Annotated in this window: 16 protein-coding genes; 6 read left to right on the top strand and 10 right to left on the bottom strand. The window is 68.6% G+C overall.

What is annotated here, in order from left to right:
* Nucleotides 1-88 precede the first annotated feature (88 nt).
* From Talka_RS03485 to Talka_RS03475, 3 genes are all read left to right on the top strand, one after another.
* A complete protein-coding gene (locus tag Talka_RS03485; RefSeq protein WP_143889713.1) occupies nucleotides 89-580 on the top strand; it encodes a flavin reductase family protein in 492 nt (163 codons plus the stop codon).
* A gap of 85 nt (nucleotides 581-665) precedes the next feature.
* Entirely contained in the window at nucleotides 666-1,949 is a 1,284-nt protein-coding gene (locus tag Talka_RS03480; protein ID WP_143889712.1) for a solute carrier family 23 protein, read from the top strand.
* Nucleotides 1,950-2,046: 97 nt separating this feature from the next.
* Nucleotides 2,047-2,349: a flagellar basal body protein gene (locus Talka_RS03475; RefSeq protein ID WP_281289640.1), complete on the top strand. Its 303-nt coding sequence runs from the start codon at nucleotides 2,047-2,049 to the stop codon at nucleotides 2,347-2,349.
* 162 nt (nucleotides 2,350-2,511) lie between these two features.
* Here Talka_RS03475 and Talka_RS03470 read toward each other — a convergent pair whose 3' ends face one another.
* The 7 genes from Talka_RS03470 to alr form a co-directional block, all read right to left on the bottom strand.
* Nucleotides 2,512-2,823, bottom strand: coding sequence for a hypothetical protein (locus Talka_RS03470; protein WP_143889711.1), 312 nt, complete (start codon nucleotides 2,821-2,823; stop codon nucleotides 2,512-2,514).
* Nucleotides 2,824-2,911: 88 nt separating this feature from the next.
* On the bottom strand, nucleotides 2,912-3,661 hold the full coding sequence (locus Talka_RS03465; protein WP_143889710.1) for a sulfite exporter TauE/SafE family protein: 750 nt from the start codon (nucleotides 3,659-3,661) through the stop codon (nucleotides 2,912-2,914).
* Nucleotides 3,662-3,769: 108 nt separating this feature from the next.
* Nucleotides 3,770-4,792, bottom strand: a complete 1,023-nt coding sequence (locus Talka_RS03460) for an SLAC1 anion channel family protein (RefSeq protein WP_143889709.1) — start codon at nucleotides 4,790-4,792, stop codon at nucleotides 3,770-3,772.
* A 20-nt stretch (nucleotides 4,793-4,812) separates the two neighbouring features.
* On the bottom strand, nucleotides 4,813-5,040 hold the full coding sequence (locus Talka_RS03455; RefSeq protein WP_143889708.1) for a YgaP family membrane protein: 228 nt from the start codon (nucleotides 5,038-5,040) through the stop codon (nucleotides 4,813-4,815).
* 52 nt (nucleotides 5,041-5,092) lie between these two features.
* Entirely contained in the window at nucleotides 5,093-8,386 is a 3,294-nt protein-coding gene (locus Talka_RS03450; RefSeq protein ID WP_143889707.1) for an efflux RND transporter permease subunit, read from the bottom strand.
* A 41-nt stretch (nucleotides 8,387-8,427) separates the two neighbouring features.
* A complete protein-coding gene (locus Talka_RS03445; RefSeq protein WP_143889706.1) occupies nucleotides 8,428-9,531 on the bottom strand; it encodes an efflux RND transporter periplasmic adaptor subunit in 1,104 nt (367 codons plus the stop codon).
* A gap of 73 nt (nucleotides 9,532-9,604) precedes the next feature.
* A complete protein-coding gene (gene alr, locus Talka_RS03440; RefSeq protein ID WP_143889705.1) occupies nucleotides 9,605-10,771 on the bottom strand; it encodes an alanine racemase in 1,167 nt (388 codons plus the stop codon).
* Between the two features lie 159 nt (nucleotides 10,772-10,930).
* Here alr and lplT point away from each other — a divergent pair, with 159 nt between their 5' ends.
* Nucleotides 10,931-12,232, top strand: a complete 1,302-nt coding sequence (gene lplT / locus Talka_RS03435) for a lysophospholipid transporter LplT (protein ID WP_143889704.1) — start codon at nucleotides 10,931-10,933, stop codon at nucleotides 12,230-12,232.
* 52 nt (nucleotides 12,233-12,284) lie between these two features.
* Here lplT and lipA read toward each other — a convergent pair whose 3' ends face one another.
* The 3 genes from lipA to Talka_RS03420 are packed head-to-tail and all read right to left on the bottom strand — an operon-like array spanning nucleotide 12,285 to nucleotide 14,253.
* The gene (gene lipA / locus Talka_RS03430) at nucleotides 12,285-13,265 is read right to left on the bottom strand and encodes a lipoyl synthase (RefSeq protein WP_143889703.1); all 981 of its coding nucleotides are present in this window, start codon (nucleotides 13,263-13,265) and stop codon (nucleotides 12,285-12,287) included.
* A gap of 28 nt (nucleotides 13,266-13,293) precedes the next feature.
* On the bottom strand, nucleotides 13,294-13,977 hold the full coding sequence (lipB, locus tag Talka_RS03425; RefSeq protein WP_143889702.1) for a lipoyl(octanoyl) transferase LipB: 684 nt from the start codon (nucleotides 13,975-13,977) through the stop codon (nucleotides 13,294-13,296).
* Between the two features lie 3 nt (nucleotides 13,978-13,980).
* Nucleotides 13,981-14,253, bottom strand: coding sequence for a YbeD family protein (locus Talka_RS03420; protein ID WP_143889701.1), 273 nt, complete (start codon nucleotides 14,251-14,253; stop codon nucleotides 13,981-13,983).
* 174 nt (nucleotides 14,254-14,427) lie between these two features.
* On the opposite strand from Talka_RS03420, the gene Talka_RS03415 reads away from it, so the two are divergent.
* Both Talka_RS03415 and atpB read left to right on the top strand, forming a co-directional pair.
* Entirely contained in the window at nucleotides 14,428-14,982 is a 555-nt protein-coding gene (locus tag Talka_RS03415; protein ID WP_221933844.1) for an ATP synthase subunit I, read from the top strand.
* Nucleotides 14,972-15,841 carry a F0F1 ATP synthase subunit A gene (gene atpB, locus Talka_RS03410; protein WP_143889699.1) on the top strand — a complete coding sequence of 290 codons (870 nt, stop codon included), beginning with the start codon at nucleotides 14,972-14,974 and terminating at the stop codon, nucleotides 15,839-15,841. The genes Talka_RS03415 and atpB overlap by 11 nt, the downstream gene beginning before the upstream one ends.
* The last annotated feature ends 29 nt before the right edge of the window (nucleotides 15,842-15,870 follow it).

Genomic DNA, 15,870 nt, shown 5'->3' with positions numbered 1-15,870 from the left:
GGTTTCCCCCGTATCCAACCTTGCACGGTTTGAGGCTGCGAGCGCGGCCATCGAAGCCGGGGCGAGCCCCGCGGCACAATGCGCATCCATGGATCTGCCCACCCCCGCCGCATTGCGGGCCGCTCTGGGTCGGTTTGCGACCGGCGTGACGATCGTGACCACACAGGCTCCCGATGGAGCGCCGGTGGGGCTGACGGTGAATTCGTTCAATTCGTTGTCGTTGCAGCCGCCGCTGGTGCTGTGGAGCTTGGCGCTGACGTCAAGGGCGCGCGGCATCTTTCAGACAGCGGCCTTTCGTGCGATTCATGTGTTGGCCGCCGGACAGCAAGCCCTGGCGCAACGCTTCGCCAGCCGCGAAGGGGATCGCTGGGCGGGGGTGGACTGGACGCCCAGTGCGCATGGCGCGCCGCTGCTGAACGGTTGCGCCGCGGTGCTGGAGTGCCGCCAGCGGCGCTGCTACGTTGAGGGCGACCACGTGCTGTTCGTGGAAGAAGTGTTGCGCTGCCAGCATCATGCGGCAGCGGCCCCGTTGCTCTACCACGCGGGTCGGTTTGAGATCATGGCCTCGCGCTCGGCCTGATCTCCGCGCCAGCCCGGCTTGCCGCCTGTGCGGCCACGCAGGCACAATCGCGGCCATTTGAGCAACGTTGTGAGGAGAACCGTCGATGTGGGCTTGGGCTGTAAAGTCTGCCGCTGCGCTGCGCGGCGGCGTGGTGGGGCCGCAAGAACGGCTGCCATGGCCGCAAACGGTGTTGCTGGGCGTGCAGCACCTGATCGCGATGTTCGGCGCGACGGTGCTGGCGCCGATCCTGATGGGCTTCGACCCCAACGTGGCCGTGCTGATGAGCGGCGTTGGCACGCTGATTTTCTTCCTGATGACCAGGGGGCAGGTGCCGAGCTACCTCGGCTCGAGCTTTGCCTTCATCGGCGTGGTGATCGCCGCCACCGGCTACGCCGGCCAGGGGCCCAACGCCAACCTCGGCGTGGCGCTGGGCGGCATCGTCGCCTGCGGGCTGCTGTACTTCCTGATCGGCGCCGTCGTGCACGCGGTCGGCACCGGCTGGATCGAGCGGCTGATGCCGCCGGTGGTGACCGGCTCGGTGGTGGCGGTCATCGGCTTGAATTTGGCCCACATCCCGGTGAAGAACATGGCGCCGACGCCGTTCGACGCCTGGATGCAGGCCGTCACCTTCGTCTGCGTCGGGCTGATGGCGGTGTTCACGCGCGGCATGTTGCAGCGGTTGCTGATCCTGATGGGGCTGATCGTGGCCAGCGTCGTCTACGCGGTGCTGGCCAACGGGCTGGGGCTGGGCAAGCCGCTGGATCTGTCGGGCGTGGCCGCGGCGCCGTGGTTCGGGCTGCCGCAGTTCAGCACGCCGGTGTTCAGTGCGCCGGCCATCGTGCTGATCGCGCCGGTGGCCATCATCCTGGTGGCGGAAAACCTCGGCCACATCAAGGCGGTGACGGCGATGACCGGGCGCGATCTCGACCGCTACATGGGCCGCGCCTTCATGGGCGACGGCCTGGCCACGATGGTGGCCGGCAGCGCCGGCGGCACCGGCGTGACCACCTACGCCGAGAACATCGGCGTGATGGCCGCCACCAAGATCTACTCCACCGCCATCTTCGTCGTCGCCGGGCTGATGGCGATCGCGCTTGGCTTCAGCCCGAAGTTCGGCGCGCTGATCCAGGCCATCCCGCTGGCGGTGATGGGGGGCGTCTCGATCGTCGTCTTTGGCCTGATCGCGGTGGCCGGCGCCAAGATCTGGGTCGACAACCAAGTGGATTTTTCGGACAACCGCAACCTGCTGGTGGCGGCGATCACGCTGGTGCTGGGCACCGGCGACTTCACGCTGAAGTTCGGCGACTTTGCGCTGGGCGGCATCGGCACCGCCACGTTTGGCGCGATCCTGCTGCACGCGTTGCTGCAGGGGCGCGCCCCGCGGTGACGCGCGCCCAAGCGCTGCGACGGCTACTGCGCTGGGCAACCCATCTTGGATCGCCCCCCGCTGGCACGGGGGCGCGGTCAAAGCTATACTGAGGCCCATGTTGGGCAACGTAGCTTCCATCGCCGCCTCTGGCATGAACGCCGCGCAGGTGAGCCTGCAGGCGGCGGCGTCTAACGTGGCCAATCTGCCAACCGAAGGCTACCGGCGCATCGTCGCGCGCGCTGAGCCGTTGCCCAGCGGGGGGGTGCGCTCACAGCTTGAACGCCTGCCTGCCCCTGGCGTCGATCTGCCCACCGACCTCGTCGAGCAAAAAAAGGCCATAACGGCTTTTGCCGCCAATCTGCAAGTCTTCAAAGCCGCCGATCGGATGGCGGGCAGCTGGTTGGACATCCGGGCCTGAAACGCGGCCCAAAAAATCAACCTCACGTCCGCCTTCGCTGACGTGAGGCTGTGTGTTAGACGCGTCTCCTCAGGCCCTCGGAACTCGATGAGTTGCTCCGATCAACCTCAGACGCATTCTAGAGGCGCATCAACCCCTTGCGAGTGCGGGCAAACCCTAGCATCACCAACCTTTGGGCAGTTTCACGCTGCCGGTGTTGAGCGCCGAGCCGCGAAATTCGCCATCGGTGCTCAGCGGCGAGCCAACTTGGCTGGATCCCAAGCACTGCAGCAGCTCCATGTGGAAGCGCAGCAGCAGCTCCGCGGTGGCCGCATCAAAGCCGCGCCGCTGGCCGTCGCGGGTGTCCAACAACAATTGATCGAGGTAGTCCGCCACCGCACGCGGGCTGAACCAGAGCTGCTCGATGCGCTCACGGATGTGAGGGTAGCGGATCTGAGGCAGGTAGCGTTCCCGCAGCGCTTGCAAGGCATCCATCACGGCAGCTCCTTGGGCCAACGGTTTGCACATGATAGACAAGCGCCGCTGCGCGGCCAACCGTTGGTCGCCTGGTGTACGCCTTTCGTCAAGCTCTGAACATGAACACCGCCGTCATCGTCAGCCCGGTGGCGATGACCGCCGCCCGCACCGCTGCGGCGGGCAGGCGCCGGGCTCCACGCGCGCCCAGGTAGCCCCCCAGGGTGGCGGCCACCGCCATCAGCGCGGCCGGTCCCCATGCGATCGTGCCCGCCAGTGCAAACGTCAACACCGACAGCACCGACAGCACCAGCGAGTTGAGGTTTTTCAGCGCGTTGGCCCGGTGCACGTCGTCTTCGCCGGTGGCGGCGTAAAGCGCCATCAGCAAAATGCCCAGCCCGCCGTTGAAGTAGCCGCCGTAGATCGACACCGCCAGCAGCCCCCAGACGCGCAAGCGTGGGCGGTTCTGTGCGCCATGGCCCAGCCGCCGGGTGAGGGTTGGGCCCAGAATGAAGATGGCCGTGGCCAACAGCAGCAGCCACGGCACCAAGGCCCGAAACGCTTGCGGCGGGGTCACCAGCAACAACAACGCCCCCAGCACGCCGCCTGTGGCGGCGATGCCCGCCTCCAGCCGCAAGCGGCGCGCCGGCAGCGTTTGCAGTTCGCGCCGAAAGCCCAGCGTGCTGCCGAAGTAGCCGGGGCTGACGGCCAGCGCGCTGGTGGCGTTGGCCACGATCGGCGGCACGCCGGTGAACACCAGGGCGGGAAAGGTGAGAAAGCTGCCTCCTCCCGCCAAGGCATTCAGTGCGCCCGCGGCCAGCGCCGCGCCGGCCAGCCAGACCCACGAAAATCCATCCATCGGCCTATGCTAGCAGGCCGACGCGAGCCAACCTCCCGCATCGCGGTCGCTGCGGTGACGTTGGCGGGCCGCGGCTTTGACGCCACGGCGGGCTGTCGCTGGCCGCGATCAGGGAGAGGCGGCGACCACCGGCGCTGCCGGTTCCGGCGCCAGCAGCGTGCCATCACGCAGACCTTTCAGGGTGGCCAGCGTCAACGTCACGATCACCACCGACGCCAGCGCCAGCAGCGCCAGCGCGGCGAGTTGCAGCCCGGGGTGCCCCAGTGCGGCGGCCAGCTTGAACGTCAGGCTGGTGAACGCCGCCAGCGGGAACGACACCGCCCAGAATGGCAGCGCGAATGGCTGGCTGAAGTAGCGCCGCGCTTGCGTGCCGACCCACAACAGCATGAACAGGCCCAGCCCCCAAAAGGCTGCCGCCACGCCCAGCGGCCAGCCGAAGCGCAGCGCGCCCAACCCCCCGACCGCTGCCGGGGCCAGCGAGATGAACCACGTGGGCTGCAGCCGTGGCGGCATCGGGCCGTGGGCCAAGCGTCGCGCCACCAACAGGGTAAAGACCACCGGCCAGAAGAACATGCCGATGCCGAAGTGCACCGCCGACCATAGCTCGTGCCCGAAGCCGACGCCGGCCAGCGGCGCCACCACATTGCCGACCACCGGGATGTAGAGCACCGGCGTGACGCCGTTCCACAGCGACTGCGCATCCGGCGCATGCGGCACGGTGGGGGCGAGCCACCGCCCCAACACCCAGACCGTGACGCTGAGCTGGCCGATGGAGCCCGCCCACCACAGCGCTTGCGCCACGGGCGGGATCAGCTCGAAAGCTTGCAGCCATGTGGCCAGCAGCAGCAACCCCACCGGCATCGCCGCGACGAACCCGTGCCGCACGGGGTGGCGCAAGTCCTCCGTCACAGCCGCGGGGTGTCGTTGCCAGCGCCAAAGCGAGGCCAGCAGCAACGCCAACCACACAGCGGCTGCCAGCGCGCCCACCGTCAGCGCCACCCCTTCAGCCCAAGGGCCCAGCACGCCGCCGGCGGCATGCCAAGCCAGGGCCAGGCCAGCCAAGCCCATGACCAGCGTGAACCAGCCGGGGTGCAGGAATTTCAGCGGGGTTGCGTGGGGGGAGGACGCCATGGCTGTCTCCGTCTGCGGGATCAGCACGCCTTGCACGGCGCGGCGCTTTCGGGCACGCCCAGTTTCTTCAAGATGATGGCCAGCGGGCAGAAGTTGGTGAAGCCGAACTGGAACAGGTTCAGCCCGACGAAGGCCGTGAAGGCCAGGAACCATTCGCTGACGAACAGCGGGCTGGCCGGCGCGCCCAGCGCCACCGATAGGAACACGAACAGGCCCGCGATCACACGGATCCAGCGCTCGACGGTCATGATGCTCTCCTCACTTGCTAGGGTTGGGACAGGGTTGCGGGAAAAACGGGGCTCAGGCCGGGCGCGGCGCGCCCGGCGCCTCGTGGCGGCGCCGGTACACGGCGTAGTACAGCACCGGGATCACCACCAGCGTCAGCAAGGTGGAGACGGCGATGCCGAAGATCAAGGACACCGCCAGGCCGTTGAAGATCGGGTCGTCCAGGATGAAGAAGGCCCCCAGCATCGCCGCCAGGGCGGTGAGCGCGATCGGCTGCGCGCGCACCGCAGCGGACTGGATCACGGCCTGCTTGAACGGCATGCCCTTGGCGGTCTCAAGTTCGATGAAGTCCACCAGCAGGATCGAGTTGCGCACGATGATGCCGGCCAGCGCGATCATGCCGATCATGCTGGTGGCGGTGAACTGCGCGCCCAGTAGCGCGTGGCCCGGCATGATGCCGATGATGGTCAGCGGGATCGGCGCCATGATGATCAGCGGCGTCAAGTAGCTGCGGAACTGCGCCACCACCAGCAGGTAGATCAGCACCAGCCCCACCGCATAGGCCGCGCCCATGTCGCGGAAGGTCTCGTAGGTCACCTGCCACTCGCCGTCCCATTTGATCGCATACTCGCGCCAGGGGTCGGCCGGCTGGCGGATCCAGTATTCGCCCAGGCCGCCGGTGTCGGGCAGCGCGGCCTCGGCCAGCCGGCTGCGGATCGCGAACATGCCATAGAGCGGCGAGTCGGTCTTGCCGGCCATGTCGCCGAGCACATAGACCACCGGCAGCAGGTCCTTGGTGAAGCGCGGCGGGTCGATGACGCCGCGCTCGACGCGCACCAGCTCCGACAGCGGCACCATGCGGCCGTCGGCGGCTTTGAGCGGCAGCGCCAGCAGCGCCTCCAGCCCGACCTGGCGCTCGCGCGGCAGCTGCAGCCGCACCGGCACCGCAAACTTGGCATGGCCGTCGTGCAGGTAGGCTGCGTCGCTGCCCGACAACGCCGTATAGACCGTCTGCGCGATCACCTGCGCCGGGATGCCGAGAGCCTCGGCGCGCGCGCGCTCGATGCGCAGGAACACGCGCGGCGCCTCCTCCTTCAGCGTGGTGTCGATGCCGACGATGTCGGGCGTGTCGGCAAACGCCTTGGCGACACGGCGCGCCAACTCGGCGCGACCGGCCTCGTCCGGGCCGTAAACCTCGGCGACGATCGGCGACAGCACCGGCGGCCCCGGCGGCACCTCCACCACCTTGATGCGCCCGCCGTGCGCGCGCGCGATCGCCTCCAGCCCCGGGCGCAGGCGCTGCGCGATGGCGTGGCTCTGCTCCTTGCGGTGCTTGGCGTCGATCAGGTTGACCTGCAGGTCGCCCTGCTCGGCATCCGCGCGCAGGTAATACTGCCGCACCAGCCCGTTGAAGGTGATGGGGCTTGAGGTGCCGGCGTAGCCCTGCACGTGCGTGACCTCCGGCTGCTGCGCCAGGAACGCTGTCATGTCCTGCAGCGCGGCGGCGGTGTCTTCCAGCGCCGTGCCGGCGGGCATTTCCAGCACCACCTGGAACTCGCTCTTGTTGTCGAACGGCAGCATTTTCAGGATCACCGCCTGCACCACCGCCAGCCCCACCGACAGGAACAGGCCCGTGGCCACGCCCAGCGCCAGCAGCCAGCGGTGGCGGGCGCTTTCCAGGAGCGGCGTCAGCACGCGCGTGAAGAAGGTCTGCAGCCCGCGCGTCAGCTTCGACGGCCCGTGCGCCGCGTGGCCGGCGCCGTGCGCACCCATCAGCTTCCACGCCAGCCACGGCGTGATGGTGAACGCCACCGCCAGCGAGATCGCCATGCCCATGCTGGCGTTGATCGGGATCGGGCTCATGTAAGGGCCCATCAGGCCGGTGACGAAGGCCATCGGCAGCAGCGCCGCGATCACCGTCAACGTCGCCAGGATGGTCGGCCCGCCGACCTCATCGACCGCGCGCGGGATGATCTCCAGCAGCGGCGCCTCCGGCGTAAGCTGGCGGTGGCGGTGGATGTTTTCCACCACGACGATGGCGTCGTCAACCAAGATGCCGATCGAGAAGATCAGCGCGAACAGCGACACGCGGTTGAGCGTGAAGCCCCACGCCCACGAGGCGAACAGCGTGGCCGTCAGCGTCAGGATCACCGCCACGCCGACGATGACCGCCTCGCGCCGGCCCAGCGCGAGCCCCACCAGCACGATCACGCTGCCAGTGGCGAAGATGAGTTTGCTGATCAGCTTGTTGGCCTTGTCGGCGGCGGTGGCGCCGTAGTCGCGGCTGATCGTCACCTCCACTCCCTCGGGGATCAGCGTGTTGTGCAGGCGCTCGAGCTGCTGCGTGGCGGCGCGCGCCACGTCCATGGCGTTCTCGCCCGGTTTCTTGGTCACGATGACCGTGACGGCGGGGTAAGCTTGCCCAACTTGCGCTCCTTGCGGCAGGGTGGCCGCCGGCCCCGGCGTGTGCCAGACGTAGCGGCGCGGCAGCTGCGCGCCTTCCTCGATGCGCGCCACCTCGCGCAGGTACACTGGGCGGCCCTGGTGCACGCCGACCACGATGTCGCCGACGTCCTGCACGCTCTTCAAGAACTCGCCGGTCTCCACCGTCAGCAGGCCCGGCTCGCCGGGCTGCTGGCGCGGCTGCGCCACGGTGCCGGACGGCATGGCCTGGTTGGCGGCGGCGATCGCCTGGTGGATGGCCTGCAGCGGCACACCGCGGGCGCGCAGCCGCTCCGGCTCGATCCAGACGTGGATCGCGCGCCCGGGGCCGCCGATGGTCTGCACCTCGCGCGTGCCGGGCACGCGCTTGAGCTCGGTTTCGATGGCGTGCGCGACGCGCTCGATTTCCCACGCGCTCTTGCCCGCGGGGCTCCACAGTGTGGCGGCCAGCACCGGCACGTCGTCGATGCCCTTGGGCTTGACGATCGGCGGCAGCACGCCCAGGCCCTGCGGCAGCCAGTCCTGGTTGGCGTTGAGCACGTCATAGAGGCGCACCAGCGCCTCGGTGCGCGGCACGCCGACCTTGAACTGCACCGTCAGCACCGCCACGCCGGGGCGCGAGACGCTGTAGGTGTGCTCGATGCCGTGGATCTGCGACAGCACGTGCTCGGCGGGCTGCGCCACCATCTTCTCTACGTCCGCGGCGGAGGCGCCCGGGAACGGGATCAGCACGTTGGCCATCGTGACGTTGATCTGCGGCTCCTCCTCGCGCGGGGTGACCAGCACCGCGAAGACGCCCAGCAGCAGCGCCACCAGCGCCAGCAGCGGCGTGATGGCGTTGGCCTGGAAGGCGCGCGCGATCACGCCGGAGATGCCCAGCCGTTCGGTCTGGGTACCGGTGGGGGTAATTTGGGATTCGGCGTTCATCGGCCGTTCTCCTGCCTCAAGAGGAAAGGGATCATGGCCGATCACTGGGCCGGCTGCGCACCGCGCAGCCCGGCGCGCACCGGATCGAGCGCCACGCGCTCGCCCGGCTGCAGGCCCGACAGGATCTCGATGCCCGCCTCGCCGTGGTCGGCGCCGACGCGCACCGCGCGCAGCACGAAGCCCGCCGGCGCCCCGGCCGGCGCCGCCACATAGACCGCGGTCAGCTCGCCGCGGCGCAGCAGGGCGCTGGCCGGCACCACCAGCCGCTCGTCGCTGCCGGCGGCAAAGCGCACCTTGACCGCCTGGCCCGGCAGCACGCCCTGCGCATCGGCGGCCACGAGCGGCAGGCGCCACTCCACCGTCTGCGCCACCGGATCCGCCGCCGGCAGGCGGCTGCGGGCGCTGGGCTGGACCCAGCGCCCGTCGGGCAGGCGCACCTCGACGCGCTGCGCGCGCTCCGCGAGCGCCGACTGCGACGCCGGCACGTGCACGGTGGCGCGCAGCGGCTGCGGCGCGTACACCGTCAGCACCGGACGGCCCGGCGCGGCCAGATCGCCGGCCTCGGCGTGCGTGGCCAGCACGAAGCCGTCGAACGGCGCGGTCAGGCGCGTGAAGCCCTGCGCCAGCGCGGCCTGCGACTGCGCGGCCTTGGCCTGCTGCAGCGCGGCGCGCGCGGCGGCGGCCTGCGCCTCGGCGGTATCGAGCGCCGCTTGCGAAATAAAGCCTTGTTCGCGCAGCTCGCGCGTGCGCTTGGCGTGCGCCTCGGCGTTGCGCAGCTCGGCCTCGGCTTGCGCCACCGCGCCGCCGGCGCGCTGCACGCCGGCGCTGGTTTCGCGGTCATCGATCACCGCCAGCACCTGGCCGGCGCGCACGCGGTCGCCGGCCTTGACGTGCAGCTGCAAAATCCGGCCGCTGGCCTGCGCTGCCAAGGTTGCCTGCTGCTGCGCTTCGATGGTGGCATCCAGCAACAGCGATTGGCCCACCGGGCGGCGGGCGACCTCGGCCACCGGCACGCGCGGGCCGGCGGCGTCGTTTTGAGCCCAAGCGGGCAGCAGCGCTAAGTTGGCCAGCAGTGCGGTGGCGGCGGTCGCGCCGAGCCAGCGCCGACGGGCCAAAAGAGGCAAAGGCAAGCGGCGAGCGTCCATGATCCGATCCTCCTACAACTGGTCCGCAGTATATCTTGATACCCCTGGGAGTAGCAAGAGCTGTTGGGGCCGGCTAGGCAGCAGGTTGGTCGTCCACGGCAAAAGGTACGCGTGGCGCCACCGCGCACAGCAGCTCGTAAGCGATGGTGCCCGCCGCCTGCGCCACGTCATCCACGGGCAGCACCGCGCCGCTGGTGCTGCGGCCCCATAGCACCACCTCGTCGCCAGGGCGGCAGGGGCCGCCGGCGGCTTCCACCGGGGTGAGATCGACCGCCAGCATGTCCATGCTGACGCGGCCCACCAGCCGCGTGCGCACGCCGCGCACCAGCACCGGCGCGCCGTGGTCCTGCGACAAGCTCGCGTGGCGGGGGTAGCCATCGGCGTAGCCGCAGGCGACGATGCCGACGCGCATGTCGCGCGGCGCAGTGTAAATCGAGCCGTAGCCGACCGTCTCGCCGGCGGCCACCGGCTGGATGGCGATCAGCCGGCTGGCCAGCGTCATCGTCGGCTGCAGGTCCCAGTCGGCGGCTCGGTGCGTTGGATGATCCGGCGCGCTGCCATAAAGGGCGATGCCGGCGCGCACCCAGTCCGCCGCCAGCGCTCCGCCATCGTCGCCCAGGCGCAGCCGCAGCGCGTGGCGCAGCGTGGCGGCGCTGTTGCACAGGCTGCGCTCGCCCGGCAGGTCGCGCGTGGCGCGCACGAACGCCTCCACCTGGTGCAGCACGCCCTCGCGCCCGCGGCGCAGCCCGTCGGCGTCGGAAAAGTGCGTCATCAGCCCGATCTCGCCGACCTGCGGCAACGCCTGCAGCCGCGCCCACGCGGCCCGGTAGGCCTCGGGCCGGAAGCCGAGCCGGTTCATGCCGGAGTTCATCTTCAGAAACACGTGGTGCGGCTGCTGCGTCTTGTGCGCGGCCAGCCAGTCGATCTGCTCCTCGGTGTGCACCACGTGCCACAGGTCCAGGCGCGAGCAGACCTCAAGGTCGCGCGGCTCGAAGCAGCCCTCCAGCAGCAGGATCGGGCCGCGCCAGCCTAGCGCGCGCAGCCGCTCGGCCTCGGCCAGATCCAGCAGCGCGAAGCCGTCGGCGCCGCGCAGCGCCGGCCAGACGCGCTCGATGCCGTGGCCGTAGGCGTTGGCCTTGACGACCGCCCACACGCGCGCGTCGCCAGCGGCGGCGCGACAGCGTGTGAGGTTGTGGCGCAAGGCGTGGAGGTGCACGATGGCCTGGATGGGACGGGGCATAAGCGGATGGGTGGAGTCAAACGAGGATCGCCGCCGCAGCGCTGGCTGAGACGGGGCGGGTGCGTGCTATAAACCGCGCACTCACGGCCAGCCCTGACTTTCGCACACCGCGTGGCCAAGGCGGGGCTCGCCCTCGCGGACGTGCTGATTTTTTTCGCCATGAAGCGCGGCTTCTACACCATCATGACAGCGCAGTTCTGCAGCTCGCTGGCCGACAATGCGTTGTTCGTGGTGGCGGTGGAGTTGCTGCGCAGCCGGGGCGCGCCAGCTTGGCAGGAAGCCGCGCTGGTGCCGATGTTTGCGCTCTTTTACGTGCTGCTGGCGCCGTGGGTGGGGGCGTTTGCGGACTCGCGGCCCAAGGGCCAGGTGATGTTTTTCAGCAACGCCGTCAAAGTGGCGGGCTGCGTGTTGATGTGGACGCCGGTGCATCCACTGGCGGCCTACAGCTTGGTAGGGCTGGGCGCCGCGGCTTACTCGCCAGCCAAATACGGCATTCTCACTGAGCTGCTGCCGCCGTCGCAGCTGGTCAAGGCCAACGGCTGGATCGAGGGCTTGACGATTGCCTCCATCATTTTGGGCGTGGTGTTGGGCGGACAGTTGGTGTCGCCCGCGGTGGCGGCTTGGCTGGCGGCGCACGAGGCGGCGTGGCTGCGCGCCTGGTTTCCCACGGCGGCGGAGTTGGCCATCGTTGGCTTGGTGGGCGTGTACGGGTTGGCCGCCGCATTTAACTTGCGCATTCCAAGCACTGGGGCGCCGCTGCGACCGCTGGCGCGCAACCCTATGGCATTGCTGCCGGACTTTGCGCGCTGCAACCGCTTGCTGTGGCGCGATCCGCTCGGTCAGATTTCGCTGGCCACCACCACGCTGTTTTGGGGGGTGAGCGGCAATCTGCGCTACCTCGTGCTGGCCTGGGCGGCGGCGGCCTTGGGCTACAACACGACGCAGGCGTCCAGCCTCGTGGGCGTGGTGGCGATCGGCACTGCCGTGGGGGCGGTGCTGGCCTCGATGCGCATGCGCATCGATCAGGCCCCGCGCGTGATGCCGCTGGGGGTGGCGATGGGGCTGCTGGTGGTGCTGATGGTGGCGATTCGGGACGTCTGGGTGGCCGCGCCATTTCTGATGCTGCTGGGGGCGCTGGGGGGCTTTCTCGTGGTGCCGATGAACGCGCTGCTGCAGCACCGCGGCCACAACCTGATGGGCGCGGGACGCTCGATTGCGGTGCAGAACTTCAACGAGCAGATCTGCATCCTCGGGCTGGGCTTTCTCTACAGCGCCGCCACCGGGGCGGGGCTGTCGGCGTTCGGCGCCATCACCGCGTTCGGGCTACTGGTGGCCGGGGTGATGGTGCTGATCACGCTGTGGCACCGGCGCAATCTGCGCCGCTATCCGAGGTTGCTGCAGCGCTTGTTTCAACACGCGCGACGCGACGATTGGCACGCCGCCCATCACGGCGCGCCTTAAGCGCCCGACCGGCAAAAGACTGAGCGGTTTTGCGCCTGAGGCATTAGGCGGTTCAAGCGCCTTGATCGTGCCAGACGCCAGCGGCGTGCGCCTGTCGGTCGGCGTGGTAGCTGCTGCGCACCAAGGGGCCCACCGCCGCGTGCGTGAAGCCCATCGCGTAGGCCTCGCGCTCGAACATTGCGAAGGTGGCCGGCTCCACGTAGCGCCGCACCGGCAGGTGATGGGGGCTCGGGGCCAGATACTGGCCAATCGTGAGCATGTCCACCCCGTGCGCGCGCAGGTCGCGCATCACCTGCAGGATCTCCTCGTCGGTTTCGCCGAGGCCGACCATCAGCCCGCTCTTGGTCGGGATGCGCGGGAAGCGCTCCTTGAACTTGCGCAGCAGGTTCAGGCTGAACGCGTAGTCCGAGCCGGGGCGCGCCTGCCGGTACAGGCGCGGCACCGTCTCCAGGTTGTGGTTCATGACGTCTGGCGGCGCCTCCGACAGGATCGCCAGCGCCCGCTCGTCGCGGCCGCGGAAGTCCGGCGTCAGGATCTCGATCGTCGTGCCGGGCGAGCGTTCGCGCACGGCCCGGATGCAGGCGACGAAGTGTGCCGCACCGCCGTCGCGCAGGTCGTCACGATCCACGCTGGTGATGACGACGTAGCGCAGCTTCAGCGCCGCGATCGTGCGCGCCAGGTTCTCGGGCTCGTCGGGGTCGAGCGGATCCGGGCGGCCGTGGCCGACGTCGCAGAACGGGCAGCGCCGCGTGCACTTGTCGCCCATGATCATGAAGGTGGCGGTACCCTTGCCGAAGCATTCGCCGATGTTGGGGCAGGAGGCCTCCTCGCACACCGTCACCAGCCGGTTGGCGCGCAGGATGTCCTTGATCTCGTAGAAGCGCGAGCCGGGGCTGGCGGCCTTGACGCGGATCCACTGCGGCTTGCGCAGCGGCGGGGCCGGCTCGATCTTGATCGGAATGCGTGCGGTTTTGGCCGCGCTTTTTTGTTTGACGACGGGGTCGTAAGCGGACGCGGTGACCGTAGGGTTCATGGGGGCGCTTTCCAACGCAGGGCGTTGTTTAGGCTTGCAACTGCCGCGGTTGCAGCAGGCAGCGCAGGTGGTTGGCCAAGGCCGCCCTCACTTCGGCGATGTCGGCCATGACGCCGATCGTAGCAAGATCCACCGTGCGCAGCCCGGCGTAGCCGCATGGGTGGATACGGGAGAAGGGGCTCAAGTCCATGGCCACATTGAGCGCCAGTCCATGGTAGGCGCAGTGGCGCTGCACCTTGATGCCCAGGGCGGCGATTTTGCCCAGGCCCGCCCAAGGGTTGTCGCCGGGTGGAAGGCCGCGCAGCGCAGCGTGGCCGCAGGGGTCATCCAGGCGCACATACACGCCAGGGGCGCCGGGCACCCGATGGCCGGTGACGCCCCAGTCCGACAGCGTGCGCAGCACCGCCTCTTCCAGCCGGTGCACGTAGGCTTTGACCCACAAGTCCAGCCGGCGCAAATCCACCAGCGGGTAGGCCACCACCTGGCCCGGCCCGTGGTAGGTGACCTGCCCGCCACGGTTGGCGGCCACCACCGGGATGTCGCCGGGGTCGAGCACGTGCTCGGGCCGCCCCGCCTGGCCTTGCGTGAACACCGGCGGATGCTCGCACAACCAGAGCTGGTCGGGCGTGTCGGGCTGGCGCGCCTCAGTGAAGGCGCGCATCGCCTGCGCCGTTGGCCGATAGGGCGCCAAACCAAGCCAGCGCAGCTCCATGGCTTACAACACCACCCGCACCATCGGGTGCGTGGTCAGCGTGCGATACAGCTCATCCAGCTGCTCGCGCGAGGTTACGCGCACGGTCAGCGTCAGGCCGATGTAGCGACCGTGCCGGCTGGCGCGCACTTCGATGGTGGCTTCATCAAACTCGGGGTCAAACGCACGCGCCACGCGTGCCATGGCAGTCGCAAACCCTTCCGTCTGGGCACCCATGACCTTGATGGGAAAGCGACAAGGAAAGCTCAATAGACTTGCGCGGGCTGGGTCGGTCATCGGGCGAGTTCCCTTTTCAATAACTCGGGTTTATCCGTATAATAAAGAGCTTTTTGTCAAAGCGCTGTCTTGGGCTGCCGGCAAAGCTGGCGTGATCCAATCAGCGCTTGGCCAAAGTCCTTAGTCTCTTTGTTCCCTAGTTTGCCTATGCCCAAGCCGCCTTCTGTGGCTGCGGTGCCCGCTGGCGCTGCGCACTGGCGTCGCTGGGATGAGGAGCAAGATCAGGGCGCCGACAGCCCTTTTAAGCCCCTCAGTCCGCAGCAGGCCCAGGCGTGGCGCGTGTGCCATGGCGAGCCATGGATCCAGAGGGTGTTGTGGGCGCAGTCGGCGTTGGCAGCGGTCGCTATCGCGGTGGCTTGGGTTATCCAGGCTTGGGTCGAGGTTGGGTCGTCCTTCATCGTGGGGTCCGTGGCTTGGGGGGCGGCCTGCGCGGCGCTGCCGTCGTGGATGATGGCGTGGGGGTTGCGCGGCGGTGTTTGGGCGCGCCAGCGCCAGGCGCGACCCCGCGAGGCGTTGTTGCGCTGGCTGGTGTGGGAGGGGGCTAAAGTGCTGTTGGCGTTGGCCATGTTGGCGGCGGCGCCGCGCGTGGTGCCGGATTTGAGCTGGCTCGGACTTTTGGCCGGGTTGGTGGTGGTGTTGAAAGGGTATGCAGTGGCGGCGCTGTGGCCGCGCCGACGCTGCGCAATCGCATCGACGATCAAGATCGCAGGAACAACCGATGGCTGCTGAAGGACACGCTCCGACTGCCGGTGAATACATCCGTCATCACCTGGTTCATCTGACCAACAAAAAGCAAGAGTTCATTGTTGATTTTTCGGTCATCAACATCGACTCGGTGGTCTTTTCGGTGCTGACCGGGCTGATTGGGGTTTTTCTGCTGTGGCTTGGGGCGCGGCGCGCCACCGCCGGGGTGCCGGGGCGGTTTCAGGCTGCGGTGGAAATCCTGGTCGAGCTGGTCGAGACGCAGGCCAAAGGGGTGATCCACAACGCCGCCAGCCGCAAGCTGATCGCGCCGATGGCGTTGACGGTGTTTGTCTGGATCTTTTTCATGAATTTCATGGATTTGCTGCCGGTTGACCTGCTGCCGGCGATTTGGCATGCCGTGGGGCCGGCGTTGGGCTACCCTGATTACCTGCGGGTGGTGCCGACGGCCGATTTGTCCACCACGCTGGGGCTGTCGGTTTCGGTGTTGTTGCTCTGTTTGTTCTACAACATCAAAATCAAGGGGTTGGGTGGCTGGGCGCACGAGCTCGTGACCGCCCCGTTTGGCACCAGCCGCAATCCGCTCTGGGCACTGCTGCTGGGCGTGGTGAATTTCCTCATGCAAATGATCGAGTTCGTGGCGAAGACGGTCTCCCACGGCATGCGATTGTTTGGCAACATGTTCGCGGGCGAGCTGGTCTTCATGCTGATCGCGCTGCTCGGCGGCTTTGCCGCGCTGTCGTTCACGGGCGGCCTGCTGTTCGTCGGACACTTGATCGCGGGCACGGTGTGGGCGATCTTCCACATCCTCGTGATCACCTTGCAGGCGTTCATCTTTATGATGCTGGCGCTGATCTATCTGGGTCAGGCGCACGACGCCCACTGATGATTCCCTTTCCCCCAACCTTCCTCTCA

This window comes from Tepidimonas alkaliphilus (assembly GCF_007556595.1).
Taxonomy (GTDB): domain Bacteria; phylum Pseudomonadota; class Gammaproteobacteria; order Burkholderiales; family Burkholderiaceae_C; genus Tepidimonas; species Tepidimonas alkaliphila.
Note: the sequence above shows the minus strand (reverse complement) of the source record. Positions and strands in the feature narration are given on the sequence as shown.

Coding starts and splice junctions, on each gene's coding strand:
- Talka_RS03485 (WP_143889713.1), top strand. CDS start 89: ATGGATCTGCCCACCCCCGCCGCATTGCGGGCCGCTCTGGGTCGGTTT.
- Talka_RS03480 (WP_143889712.1), top strand. CDS start 666: ATGTGGGCTTGGGCTGTAAAGTCTGCCGCTGCGCTGCGCGGCGGCGTG.
- Talka_RS03475 (WP_281289640.1), top strand. CDS start 2,047: ATGTTGGGCAACGTAGCTTCCATCGCCGCCTCTGGCATGAACGCCGCG.
- Talka_RS03470 (WP_143889711.1), bottom strand. CDS start 2,823: ATGGATGCCTTGCAAGCGCTGCGGGAACGCTACCTGCCTCAGATCCGC.
- Talka_RS03465 (WP_143889710.1), bottom strand. CDS start 3,661: ATGGATGGATTTTCGTGGGTCTGGCTGGCCGGCGCGGCGCTGGCCGCG.
- Talka_RS03460 (WP_143889709.1), bottom strand. CDS start 4,792: ATGGCGTCCTCCCCCCACGCAACCCCGCTGAAATTCCTGCACCCCGGC.
- Talka_RS03455 (WP_143889708.1), bottom strand. CDS start 5,040: ATGACCGTCGAGCGCTGGATCCGTGTGATCGCGGGCCTGTTCGTGTTC.
- Talka_RS03450 (WP_143889707.1), bottom strand. CDS start 8,386: ATGAACGCCGAATCCCAAATTACCCCCACCGGTACCCAGACCGAACGG.
- Talka_RS03445 (WP_143889706.1), bottom strand. CDS start 9,531: ATGGACGCTCGCCGCTTGCCTTTGCCTCTTTTGGCCCGTCGGCGCTGG.
- alr (WP_143889705.1), bottom strand. CDS start 10,771: ATGCCCCGTCCCATCCAGGCCATCGTGCACCTCCACGCCTTGCGCCAC.
- lplT (WP_143889704.1), top strand. CDS start 10,931: ATGAAGCGCGGCTTCTACACCATCATGACAGCGCAGTTCTGCAGCTCG.
- lipA (WP_143889703.1), bottom strand. CDS start 13,265: ATGAACCCTACGGTCACCGCGTCCGCTTACGACCCCGTCGTCAAACAA.
- lipB (WP_143889702.1), bottom strand. CDS start 13,977: ATGGAGCTGCGCTGGCTTGGTTTGGCGCCCTATCGGCCAACGGCGCAG.
- Talka_RS03420 (WP_143889701.1), bottom strand. CDS start 14,253: ATGACCGACCCAGCCCGCGCAAGTCTATTGAGCTTTCCTTGTCGCTTT.
- atpB (WP_143889699.1), top strand. CDS start 14,972: ATGGCTGCTGAAGGACACGCTCCGACTGCCGGTGAATACATCCGTCAT.